This window comes from Helicobacter aurati, assembly GCF_003364265.1.
Taxonomy (GTDB): Bacteria; Campylobacterota; Campylobacteria; order Campylobacterales; family Helicobacteraceae; genus Helicobacter_A; species Helicobacter_A aurati.
This window is the reverse complement of the sequence record NZ_NXLW01000001.1, coordinates 26379-39460: the sequence shown is the minus strand read 5'-3', so window position 1 is coordinate 39460 and position 13082 is coordinate 26379. Positions and strand designations below refer to the sequence as shown.

Below are 13082 nucleotides of genomic sequence, written 5' to 3'. Positions count from 1 at the left end.
CCTTTTAAAATGCTTTTAAGATAAAGTCTTGCAATTCTTTAATAAAATTATTTTTCAAGAATACAATTTCAATCCCTAGATCGGGTACATTTAAGCGTATGCCATCAATGTGAAAGTCAATCTCTTGAAAAATTTCGAGAGATACATGTAACTTTTTTTCTAAATTAGTTTTGATTTTTTGTAGAGTATCATTGCTAATTTGTTCATTGCTGTATAGGGTTGCTAGGTAAATATTTCTCTTGTAATCTATTATTTTTTTGAGTTCAGTAGATATTGCAGGAATAAGAGATAATCTACTATTTTCTGCTAGTACGGCTAAGAATCTTTGTGATTTTGAATCTAACTTTTGATTTAACGAGTGGATTAGAGAATACAAAAGATTCAGCTTATCTTCTTTTGAGACAATCGGTGAGTTGATGATTTCATAGAATCTATATAGTGTAAAAGCCGATTCAAGAGATGAATAGACGTTGTAAATTTCAGTAAGCTGTTCTATATTAGAACAAGCTGCTAGTGCTCTTGCATATTTCTTGGCTATGATTATTTCTTGCATTTATGCTACCTTTTTTTCTAATATCTTGATGTAATCATTGCTCGTTAGCGAAATCTTTTGACTAGAGAATATTTCTTCTAATACTTCTTGAATAATTTCTTTTTGCAATAAACGGGCTTGTACTTGCATCGATTCTTCATTATTTTTGATAAGATAAGCGATTTGTTCTTTTGTCTTTTCTTCTATTTCTCTCTTGGAGAGTAAGGCTTCTTTTTTTGCTACTTCTATAATTTCTTTTGCTTTTTGATTAGCTTCTTTTAAACGTAGTTGTGCTTGCTCTTTTTTACTTCTAGATTCCTTGATTTTGCTTTGAGATTCTGAAAGTTTATTGGCGATGTCTCGACTACGAGAGGACAATATATTTTTTAACTTATCAGCAACTAAATACCAGAGCAGCAAAACAAATATTACAAAATTGATAAGCCTTTCTAATATATCTGTTTTAGAAATATCTATCACACCATCATGCCCACCTGCAAACACTAAATTTGTTAATCCAAATAAACTAAAAACAACCATCATCAATTTCATTATAAAACCTTTTATCATAGTTAGACATTCCTTATTTTTGTTAGCAATAAGGATTCCATGCCAGTTAAATTCGTCTTTATTTCGTCTTTCATTTGATGTTTCTGTTCTATAAGCTTTGCAACAAACACTTCCATTTTTTCTCTATTTTCTAGCTGTATTTGCTCAATTTTCTTGTTGGCATGCTCTTTTGCTTCTTGTATGGTTTTGCTTTTAAGATTGCAAGCTTCTATTTTGGCTTCGGATAAAATCTTGTGTATTTGAAGTTGAATTTCTTCTAGCTCTTTGTCATCTTGACTAGCAAGTGCTAAATCATTTGATATTTTTGCATTCCTCTGATCAATATAAAATATAATAGGTTGGAATACCAATCTATTTAATAAAAACATCGTGATTAGGAATACTATAAATACAACTAGCATAACTTGGGGATTAGGCGTTATCTCCATTGTAACCTCCATAAATGAACTAAAATATAGTACAATTAAATAACAATAACGAAAATATTTTGTTAAGAATTTGTAATTATCATGTAATTATTGGCTAAAAATTTATATTTCAATATTCCCTAAAACTATTGAGGCGCAAATTGAATACATTAAAGTAATTAAAGCCAAAATCTTAAATAACAATATTATAGCAAATTATTTTAAGAAGTGTTTTTAAAAATTTAAATTTTTATGTAAAAATAATAAAAAATTTATAATAATCTATTCAAAGTTATAAGCTTCTTATTTGTGGTATAAAAATCAGAATCAGAGATTTTATTTGGAGGCAATCAATGCATGATGATGTAGTAATAAAGGAATATCTCAAGTTCCATGGTGTAGAGAATGTTCTTGATTTGGAGTTTGAAGAGTTAAAAGAAAAATATGAACAAGTCGTTCGCGATGGTGTGTCTTATTATCGAGATATTTTATATAGTGATGATGTCGATGCGGAGATTTTAGATATCGGGAAAAAAGACACAGTGGAAGCACTCAAAAAAATAGAAAATACAGAAGAGCTTTATAGTAAACTGCATGAATTTTTGTATCGCTATGTTCCTACTGACCTAATCGCGCTTATGTCAGAATTGAAAATGCCTGTTTCATATAATAGACTGCGTAAAATTGTTGCAATTGTTCATGCAATGGTGCAAGATGAGATTTTAGATACTATTAAGTTTGATTTGCATACTTTCCCACAACAAGAGCGCGAAACACTTATCGCTTATTATGAAAACCAACGCGATGATATTATGATGCTTCAAAAACTTCATGCTAAATATAAAAGCATGGGTATGCTAGAATATCTGCGTGATACTGCCGAAACAAAGCTTGTTATTATGCAGACTTTTCTACCGCGTGATTTGGAGTCTGAATATAAACCTTTTTATGATAATAGTAAAGAAAAACAGACTCTTATTTCTAAAATACTTGAAATTAGCGGAATCTACACAAAGCAAGAATTATTCAACATGCAAATAGCACAGTTGCAAGTTACATATCAAGAGATTATGGAGCAAGTATTACAAAAAGAAAGAGAACAGAAATTGATGAAAAAATATATTGAAATTTTTGAAGATTCTGCAGGAATTACAGAATATGACTTTAAACTACATTGTCATGAAATGCAAGCCAATCTACCTAGCGAAATTATTAATGAAGTAATTAATCACTTTATGACACGCAACCATTTTATTGCCAATAAGATTAATAATGTGTTTTCAGGCAAGAATATCAATCAAGCACCGCAGGCTTTGGATATGTGATATAGTCCTTTATTATTGCAAAGCTAAATAATCTTGCAGGGCTTGTATTGTTATGCTAGCCACCGATTTGGTATCACTATGAATCAATGAAGCTTTTGATCGGTTATTTATAGAATCTTTTTCTCTTATTGCTTGCATAGCCGTAGCAGCACTTTTTGCGCCAGATATTGTCGTGAAATATGGAATGTTTGCGCGTAGTACCGCTTGATGTATTAAGCTTGTATCAAGTTTTGTTTTGCTATTGCTTGTGTTAATGACCATTGCAATTTCATGATTGGTTATCATGTCGTTAATATGCGGACGACCTTCACTAACTTTCAATACAGAAATAGCAGGTATGCCCGCTTCGACTATTATCTTGTGTGTCCCCAAAGTTGCAACGATTTGAAATCCCATGTCATAAAATGCTTGTGCGATTTTTGCGGCATATTTTTTGTCGTTATTACGTAGTGAAATGAAAATTTTACCAGTTAATGGGAGAGGATTTTTAGAAGCTAGCTGACTTTTTGCAAAGCTCATGCCAAAGTTATTGCCAATACCCATTACTTCGCCTGTACTTTTCATTTCCGGTCCGAGGAGTAAATCTGCGCCAGGTAATTTATTAAATGGAAAAACAGATTCTTTAATGCAAACATATTGTAATGTTTTTGGTTTGAGAATAGACGATGAGAAATCGACTTTTTGATAATTATCATAGAATCTTAAGGCTTCTTCTAAAATGCTGTTTGGCTGTGATTCTATCTGCATGTTTGTGATGTCTTGTGTTGTCTGAATATTTTGGTTATGAGAAATTGTTTTTTGCAAAGCATGATGCCACATCACTCTAGTAGCAACTTTTGCTAAAGGTACTCCTGTAGCTTTACTAACGAAAGGTACGGTGCGGCTGGCTCTAGGATTCACTTCAATTAAATAGAGCTTATTGTTAAGAATAGCATATTGTATGTTCATTAACCCAATCACACCGAGTTTGGTGGCAATCTTGACGGTTGTTTCTGCAATTTCATCAAGCATTGTTTGTGCTACATTTATTGCTGGAAGGGAACTCGCACTATCGCCGCTGTGTATGCCAGCTTCTTCAATATGCTCCATGATTCCACCAATATAAACATTTACACCATCACTTACGCAATCTACATCAAATTCACTTGCTTGCTCTAAGAATTTATCGATTAATATCGGCGCACTATCACTCACTGCAATAACCTCATCCATATAAGCCTTAAGTTCTTTATCGTCATAGACGATTCGCATTGCACGTCCGCCTAATACGTAGCTTGGACGTACAAGTACAGGGAATCCAATTTTATTGGCAACGGCGAAAGCCTGCTCCTTCTCATAAGCAATGCCATTTTGAGGTTGATTTAACCCTAATTCATTAACAAACTGCGCAAATTTTTCTCTATCTTCGGCTATGTCAATCGCTTTGACTGAAGTACCAATAATATTTGCATTAATTTTATGTAACGAGTGAGCAAGTTTGAGGGGAGTTTGTCCTCCGAAATGCACAATAATGCCATCTGGTTGTTCTTTTTCAATTACAGCAAAAACATGTTCAAAGTCGATTGGTTCAAAATATAATATATCACTCGTATCATAATCAGTGCTAACTGTTTCAGGGTTGCAGTTATACATAATACTTTGAATCCCTAAGTCTTTGAGCGCAAAACTTGCATGTACGCAGCAGTAATCAAATTCAATGCCTTGACCAATACGGTTGGGTCCCCCACCGATAATTAAAATTTTTGGTTGCTTAGATTTGAGAGGATTGCATGATTCTAATGATTGTAAAGAATCTTTATCTTTTGGTATTATTTGTATGTGTTCAATATCTATATGTTCATAATTACCAATGGTAGAATAAAAATAGGGTGTTAAGCTCGGAAATTCTCCCGCACAAGTATCGACTTCATTGTAGTGATGTATTACGCCAAGATTCACACGTGTTTGGTAGATTTCAGATTCACTTACTTCTACATTTTCGTTGATTTTAAGCCAATAGGCGATCATTTTATCGCTGAAACCATAACTTTTAATCTTACGCATAAGGGAAGCGTTGCTAAGGATTGTTGTAGTGATGTCGTTTTCTGCTTCGATAATCTTGTGTATTTCATTTAAGAACCATTTATCAATTTTGCAAAGTTCATACATTTCGTCAATGTTGATACCAAGCCCAAAGCCTTCTGCAATATAAAGAAGTCTGTTGGCATTAGGACGTCGGATTTCTCTTCTAATGAGTTCTAAGTCTGTGCAGATTCTATTAAATCCAAAAAGTCCTGTTTCAAGACTGCATATTGCCTTTTGTAAGGATTCTTTGAATGTTCCGCCGATTGCCATAACTTCGCCAATGGATTTCATACCCGTAGTAAGTGTAGAATCTGCTTTAGGGAATTTCTCAAAAGTAAATCTCGGAATCTTTGTAACAATATAGTCAATGCTTGGCTCAAAGCTAGCAGGTGTGCCAGTGATGTCGTTTTTAATTTCATCGAGAGTAAAACCTACAGCGAGCATTGTTGCAACTTTAGCAATTGGGTATCCTGTGGCTTTAGAAGCAAGAGCAGAGCTACGGGATACACGTGGATTCATTTCGATAACTGTCATTCTACCATTTTGGGGATTGATTGCAAACTGCACATTGCTTCCACCCGTATCTACTCCGATTTCACGTAATATTTTAAAGCTTGCATCGCGCATACGTTGATATTCTTTATCTGTAAGCGTAAGGGCTGGAGCAATCGTAATAGAATCTCCTGTATGTACACCCATAGGGTCAAGATTCTCAATAGAACACACAATGATACAATTATCATTTTTATCACGAATGACTTCCATCTCATATTCTTTCCAGCCAAGTAGCGATTCTTCAATAAGTATTTCATTGATTGGGCTTACTTCTAGTCCGTTTTTTGCCATTGTTTTAAATTCATCAATATTATAAGCTACGCCACTGCCGCCACCTGCAAGGGTGTAGCTTGCACGAATGATAACTGGGAATCCAATTTCTTTTGCTGCACGTATTGCGTCTTCTTCTGTATAGGCATAGCGAGATTTGGGCAAGTCCATGCCGATTCTAAGCATTGCTTCTTTGAAAGCTTGTCTATCCTCCCCCTTTTTAATTGCTTCTGGCTTTGCTCCAAGAAAGATAACGTTTCGCAGCATACCTTTTTCGTGCATACTCATTGCAACATTGAGTGCCGTTTGTCCTCCCATCGTGGGTAAAATTGCATCAACATTCTCTTTGGCAATAATATTGGCGATGATTTCTTCGGTGATAGGTTCAATATAGGTTCTATCCGCAAAATCTGGATCGGTCATAATAGTTGCTGGATTGGAGTTAATAAGTACTACTTTATATCCTAAAGATTTAAGTGTTTTAGCTGCTTGCGTGCCTGAATAGTCAAACTCACAAGCTTGACCTATGACAATTGGACCTGAACCAATAAGCAGAACCGTGTGAATATCAGTACGTTTTTTATTGGGAAATGATTTAGAGTGTTGCATAGCTATGCCTTTGTATTATTAAGCCGAATTTAGCGCAGTGAATAAGTGTTTAATGTTATTGATTACTGCGATTATACTTTATTTTTTGATTTTTTTAATCTTTTGCAGATAGGTATTTTCATTAATGGGTTTTATGATTTCTTGTTTGAAAGCCTTGCCTATTTGTGAATCTCCACTTAAGCTACGTATATAGAGAGTGTATTGTTTTTCAAGATTCATAGATAATTCAAAAGCTTGTTTGCTTTTTAAATCTAAAAATTTGTAGCCTATTAAATTACCCGAAAGATTTCCCACTATCGGCTCTCCGCCTTGTATAATAAGTGTCTTTCCGTTGTGTTTGTCAGTTTGGTTATAAGTAACATGAGTGCAGGTTGTGCTCCCTGTTGGACACTTTGAACCAATCCATATAAGATAACTTTCACTTTCAAATGCTGCTCCACCAAAAGCTTGTACTAAAGAGAATATGAGCAATAATATGATTCTTGACATTAACGTCCTTTTGTAGGATTCAAAAGTAAGACTTTAATGATAGCATAAAAACATTAGATGAAATTTCCGTCCATTGCTTAAATTAGTAATTGAAAATTTAACAGCATGAACATAAGGATCTTTGTAAAAAAGTGATAGAATAGTATTCATGTTAGTAAGGAGTTGTTAATGAACAAACTAGCGCGCATTATAATTATTGTAGGTGCAGTTATTATTGTATCTCTCTTAATTATGATACCTATCCTCTCAAAAATGGTAACAAAATCCATACAAGAGCACCTTAATAATGGTATGGAGCAAATACGATCTCATATTTCTGAATCAGATGATAATTTTGGAATACAACAAATTGAGTATTCTCCTTTTGAATGCAGTGGTATTAGCGACTATGAATGTCGTAGTCAATTTATTACGTTGTATACTAATGATGAGACAGCGCATGATAGCGAACATCATGGGTATGTGAAATTTTCAGATATTTCTTTAAAAAGCAGAGATGTCAGCGATAAGAATACGTTTTCTTTTAATGTTTCTACATCGATTAGTTATCCTTCTATCGATACGTTTTTTGGGGATTCTAACAGTAATTCAGTTATAGCTTTTTTGAATCATAGTGCAGATGCTTTATTGCCTAACACATTGCGATGTCAACAGAATTATTCGCACCATACCTTAGACACTCAAGATTCAAAAATTGTTACAGCCAATAATGCTTGTCAATTAGAATCTGAAATTTTTAACACAAAAATTGAAATTAAAAATCTCTTCTCTCCCAATATCGATAAACCACATATTTTAGGTGTTATTTATGCGATAGTTATGGCAATCAATGGCGATACAAGTAACCCCCAACTGCAACCACAAAATATTCCTCATGAATTAGATTCCATAGCAATTACTCTGGAATCTAAGAAAACTTTTAAAGATTTTTTGAAAAGTAATACTAAATTTACAGATCAACAAAAAGAAGTTTTACAGCAGCAATTTGACGGCAATATTACCTTTGTTTATCTTAGTGCCCCGATATTTTTGTCAAAATTTTTTGGCAATCAAGGAAAAGAAATTGCTAAGGCTTTTGGCGATATAATGCAGGGCAAAAAGAAGAAGCTTTCTTTAAGTTTCATTCTCAAAGATGCACCGAAGTTTCAACCTTTACAAACTTTTCAAAATATGGATACTTTACAGTGGCTTAGATACTTAGGTGAAAATTATGTTATAACGCTTAACACAGAGGATTGAATTAACAATTCAAATTTTGAACAAGATTCTAGAAACAATAGATTAGCTTTGATAGCTGCCATCTCGCAGCCATTCTTTTGCTGTCGCTTTTAGTTTAGCAACATTATCACTTGCAAAGAACTCTATAAAATTACGATTATTTCGAGTGATGTGAAATTCTTGTTGCAAAAATCTTGCAATGGCTTCACCTGAATGTACAAATAACGTGCTTGGTCCGAAGTGTTTACGTAAGGGTTGCAATAGCAATGGAAAATGCGTGCAACCAAGGATAACAGCCTGTGGGTTAAGTGAAGGATGGAAATAGTGCCTGAATGTGGATTCTATAATCTCCCCTTCAAAAATATGCTCCTCTACTAAACTGACAAAAAGATTTGTAGCGATACTTATCACATTGTTATAGCCTATTTGTCGTAAATGCTTCTCATAATTACCCGAAGCTATGGTGGCTTGTGTGGCTAATACAAGAATATTAGAATCTTTAGGAATCTTTTTTTGTAACAATGCGTTAATACCAGATTCAATAACACCTATAATTGGAATTTGCGCTTGTTGTTGCATGGCAGTGAGTGCATGTGCCGAAGCGGTATTGCAAGCAACAATGAGCAAATCAATAGCAAAATGCTCAAAGAACTTTAATGCTTCTAATGAAAATTTAATAATAGTCTGCGTATCTTTATTTCCATAAGGAACACGCGCTGTGTCGCCATAGTAAATGATATGTTCGAATCCTATTTCTTCAATCAAGCTTTTTAAGACCGTTAAACCACCAGCACCGCTATCGAAAATCCCAATTTTCTTAATTGTTTGCATAAAATCCCCAGAAAGTTGTTTTCGCATTCAATGATTGTATCATAGCTTGTAGGGTTTTGATTGGGATTATTTCTAGCCATTTTGCCTTTATGCCAGACTAATCTTTGACGCTCGGGCTTGTTATGAGTGTAGGAAATGTTGGATTGTGATTTCCTAATTATTAAGACTTTATGTAGAATCTGCAAATTTGGCTTTCAAAATATTTGAGGTAATTTTAGTTTAGTTTTACTTTTTCTTTAGTAAGATTCTACACGCAAATATTTGCAAAATAATTTGCGATTCAGGATTACAAAATGAGCACACCCCCTCCAACTTATCATGTTGCGCAACAGCAAGAAGATTTGAATTTGGATTCGAAGATTCCCTTTACGCATTTGCATTTGCATACAGAATATTCTTTGCTTGATGGTGTTAATAAGCTAGATTTGCTTGCTAAAAAAGTCAAAGAATTAGGTATGAATAGTGTAGCTATTACCGATCATGGCAATATGTTTGGTGCGATAGAATTTTATAAAACCATGAAAAAAAATGGCGTTAAACCAATCATTGGCATTGAAGCATATATTCATAATAAAGAGCAGATTGATAACAAAGACCCTAATGCCCCAAAGTTTCATGTGTGCCTTTATGCAAAAGATGAGAACGGGTATAAGAATCTCATGTATCTTTCTTCACAAAGCTTTATACAAGGATTCTATCGCACATCAAGGATCAATAAAAAGATTTTAAGAGAGCACTCTCAAGGATTGATATGTTCTTCGGCGTGCTTGAGTGGCGAGATTGCTTGGAATCTCAATCTTAATCCCAACATGAAACATGAATCTCGAGAAAAACGTATCATACAAGGCGCAAAGGGATATGAAGGGGCGAAAGAGGTAGCTTTGGAGTATCAGGATATTTTTGGCGAGGATTTTTATATTGAGATTATGAGGCATGGCGTAGGAGATCAATTATATATCGACAAAAGCCTTATTCGACTTAGTCTTGAGACAGGCATTAAGCTTATTGCTACAAACGATACGCATTATAGTACAAAAAGCGATGCTGACATGCAAGAAGCCGCCATGATGATAGCCACAGGTAAGAATATTAATGATAGTTCAAGATTGCGACATACTGTCTCTGAATTTTACATAAAGAGTCCAGAAGAAATGGCAGAACTTTTTGCTGATATTCCAGATGCCGTTGCAAATACACAAGAGATTGTAAAAAAGTGTAATCTTGTTATTGATTTAAAAAATGATAGAAATCCTCCTACTCCACCAACCTTTAAGTTTGCCAAGGAGTATGCACAAAAGGAAAATTTATCAATAGATAATGAGGCAGAATATTTTGCTTATAAATGTAGAGAGGGGTTACAGAAAAGGTTGCAGCAAGTTCCAGAATCTAAACATGCTATTTATTATGAGCGGTTGCAGAGAGAAATTGATATTATCACACAAATGAGATTTCCGGGATACATGCTGATTGTATGGGACTTTATACGTTATGCTAAATCCAATAAGATTCCAGTGGGTCCAGGACGAGGCAGTGCTGCTGGAAGTTTAGTTGCTTATTGCTTGGAGATTACAGACTTAGATCCTATTAAATATGATTTGTTATTTGAGAGATTCCTTAATCCTGAGCGGGTTTCCATGCCAGATATTGATACAGATTTTTGTCAAAGAAGACGTTCCGAAATGTTTGCTTATATGCGCAAACAATATGGAGTTTATAATGTAGCGCAAGTTATTACCTTTGGTAAAATGTTGGCAAGAGGTGTTATTCGTGATGTAGCTAGAATCTACTGCATGCCAATTCAGGAGGCAGATAAATTTGCTAAGCTGATTCCATCGAAATTAGGTATTACTTTACAAGGTTACACAGATAAGAATGGAAAATTTATAGAGGGGGCTTATGAATTAGAACCAAAGATTCAAGAGCTAATACAAAGAGATTCGCTTGCTAAGAAAGTGTGGGATATGGCATTACGATTAGAGAAGCTCAATCGTAATGCGGGTAAACATGCAGCGGCTCTTGTTGTAGATTCCAATCAAGAGTTATGGCATAAAGTTCCTTTATATGTTAGTGAGCGCACTAAGGGAGTTGTCGTTACACAATATTCCATGAAATATTTAGAGCCAGTGGATTTGATAAAGTTTGACTTTTTGGGGTTAAAAACGCTTACAGTTATTCAGGATACATTAAATATTATTAAAGATACTAGCGGCATTGATGTTAATTTATCTGTTCTTGATGTCAACGATGCAAAAGTTTATAAAACCCTATGCAGCGGTAATACACTTGGAATATTTCAATTAGAATCTAATGGTATGCAAGAAATGAATCGCAAGTTGCAACCCAGCGGTATCAATGATGCTATCGCTTTGTTAGCACTATTTCGTCCAGGTCCAATGGAAAGCGGAATGACAAATGACTATATTGAAAGGAAGCATGGCAGAGCAGAAGTTACCTACCCATTTAAAGAGTTGGAGCCTATTTTGGAATCAACATTTGGCGTGATTGTTTATCAAGAGCAAGTAATGCAGATTGTACAAGTAATTGGAGGATTTTCTCTTGGGGAAGCAGACCTTATACGACGTGCTATGGGGAAGAAAGATGTCGAAATCATGGCGCAAAACCGTACAAAATTTGCCAATGGCGCAGAGAAAAATGGGTTTAATAGGGAGAAAGCAGAGGAGCTTTTTGATCAGATTGCTAAGTTTGCCGAATATGGATTTAATAAGTCGCATTCGGCGGCTTATGGAATCTTGACATTTCAAACCGCCTATTTAAAGACTTATTTCGAACATGAATTTATGGCGGCAATACTTACAAGTGAGAGTCATAAAGTTGAGGCTGTTGCGAAATATATTGATGAAGTGAAAAGTATGGGAATCGAGGTTTTACCTCCACATATTAATACTTCAAAGATAGATTTCTCTGTCATTATTGATAAAGACAATCAAAAGAAAATTGTTTTTGGGTTAGGTGCTATTAAAGGTGCAGGTGAAGGTCCATTACAAATCATTGTTGATAATCGCTCCAAAAATGGTGCTTATCTTAGTATGGAAGATTTTATTGCGAGGGTTGATTTTAATCGTTTAACAAAGAGGATATTAGAGCCATTGGTGAAAAGCGGTAGTCTTGATAATTTGGGATATACGCGTGCGACTATCTTGCAAAGTATTGATTACCTTTGTGATATGGGGAGAAATGTTTCAAGACAAAGAGCAGATATTAATGCAGGTTTATTTGGTGTAGATGCCTTTCGTCCCACTCTAAAGCTTAAGATTATTCCTGAATTAGATTCTAAATTGCTTTTAGAGTATGAATATGAAAGTTTGGGAATCTATCTTAGTGGGCATCCTCTCGATCACTTTCGGGATGAGATTAATGCGATTGAAAATGTTGCTAAAATTGCAGATCTTGAAGGATTGAAAGACGGTTCTAATGTTCTAATTTTGGGTAAATTAGAAGAAATACAAAGGAAAATGAGCAAGAATAATAAGGCTTATGGTATTAGTAAAATTATGGATTTTACTGGCAAGCAGCCACTTACTTTTTTTGAAGATCAATTAAAGATTCTGGATACTATGGATTTACAAAATCCTGTAGGAATTATGGGGAAATTGGACAAAATAGAAGATGTTACACAAGATGAAGACGGCAGTGTTCATGTTGAATATAAAATAAGCATTAGAGTCTATGAAATTCTCAATCTTGCAGAATGTAAAGAAACCAAAGTTACATTGCAAAAAGACAAAAAAGCAAAAAAATCACATCTGGGCAAAGAATCTTTGTCTAAAGATTCTATAGCGCATAAGAAATATAAAATTGAAGATAAGTTTGAATCTGCTATGCCTAGCCAGATAAATGACATCGAACCACTTGATTTAAAAGCGGATATGGATGCTAAGGATTCGTGTTTGTGTGCATTACTTGATAGCTTGCCTAATGAAGAACAGATAACTTATATAGCAAAAGTTGCTAAAGAATATAGCGGTAATGCAAAGCTTGCAATAGGGCTTCGAGATACAGTGAATAAAAAGGCTATTATTTTTGAGAGTAATCTTAGAGTGAGTGCAAGTATCAAGTCAAAAATAGAAACGATAATGCCGCAGGTTACATGGCAATATATTCAAGAATAATGCGTTGTATGATGGTTTATGTGTAAGCCAAATAAGGAGTTAATATGCAGGGTTTGGATTTGGGCTTATTAGTTTTTTTAAT

9 protein-coding genes are annotated in these 13082 nt (G+C 34.5%); 3 read left to right on the top strand and 6 right to left on the bottom strand.

Translation table 11 applies throughout. The features are described from left to right. Positions 1-4: 4 nt before the first annotated feature. The 3 genes from CQA66_RS00200 to CQA66_RS00190 are packed head-to-tail and all read right to left on the bottom strand — an operon-like array spanning position 5 to position 1530. On the bottom strand, positions 5-553 hold the full coding sequence (locus CQA66_RS00200; protein ID WP_104763697.1) for a F0F1 ATP synthase subunit delta: 549 nt from the start codon (positions 551-553) through the stop codon (positions 5-7). After that, positions 554-1084: a F0F1 ATP synthase subunit B family protein gene (locus tag CQA66_RS00195; protein WP_104763732.1), complete on the bottom strand. Its 531-nt coding sequence runs from the start codon at positions 1082-1084 to the stop codon at positions 554-556. Positions 1085-1104: 20 nt separating this feature from the next. Next, positions 1105-1530 carry a F0F1 ATP synthase subunit B family protein gene (locus CQA66_RS00190; protein WP_104763698.1) on the bottom strand — a complete coding sequence of 142 codons (426 nt, stop codon included), beginning with the start codon at positions 1528-1530 and terminating at the stop codon, positions 1105-1107. A 332-nt stretch (positions 1531-1862) separates the two neighbouring features. Here CQA66_RS00190 and CQA66_RS00185 point away from each other — a divergent pair, with 332 nt between their 5' ends. Next, on the top strand, positions 1863-2834 hold the full coding sequence (locus CQA66_RS00185; protein WP_104763699.1) for a hypothetical protein: 972 nt from the start codon (positions 1863-1865) through the stop codon (positions 2832-2834). Positions 2835-2846: 12 nt separating this feature from the next. Here the strand turns inward: CQA66_RS00185 and carB are convergent, their stop codons facing one another. Further along, a complete protein-coding gene (gene carB, locus CQA66_RS00180; RefSeq protein WP_104763700.1) occupies positions 2847-6332 on the bottom strand; it encodes a carbamoyl-phosphate synthase large subunit in 3486 nt (1161 codons plus the stop codon). A 78-nt stretch (positions 6333-6410) separates the two neighbouring features. Then, positions 6411-6821: a hypothetical protein gene (locus CQA66_RS00175; RefSeq protein WP_104763701.1), complete on the bottom strand. Its 411-nt coding sequence runs from the start codon at positions 6819-6821 to the stop codon at positions 6411-6413. 168 nt (positions 6822-6989) lie between these two features. Here CQA66_RS00175 and CQA66_RS00170 point away from each other — a divergent pair, with 168 nt between their 5' ends. Continuing rightward, entirely contained in the window at positions 6990-8060 is a 1071-nt protein-coding gene (locus CQA66_RS00170; RefSeq protein WP_104763702.1) for a hypothetical protein, read from the top strand. Positions 8061-8102: 42 nt separating this feature from the next. Here CQA66_RS00170 and murI read toward each other — a convergent pair whose 3' ends face one another. Beyond that, positions 8103-8870 (bottom strand): glutamate racemase, encoded by a 768-nt coding sequence (gene murI / locus CQA66_RS00165; protein WP_104763703.1) that lies wholly within the window; start codon positions 8868-8870, stop codon positions 8103-8105. A 347-nt stretch (positions 8871-9217) separates the two neighbouring features. On the opposite strand from murI, the gene dnaE reads away from it, so the two are divergent. Further along, positions 9218-13000 carry a DNA polymerase III subunit alpha gene (gene dnaE, locus CQA66_RS00160; RefSeq protein WP_411698882.1) on the top strand — a complete coding sequence of 1261 codons (3783 nt, stop codon included), beginning with the start codon at positions 9218-9220 and terminating at the stop codon, positions 12998-13000. Positions 13001-13082: the final 82 nt, after the last annotated feature.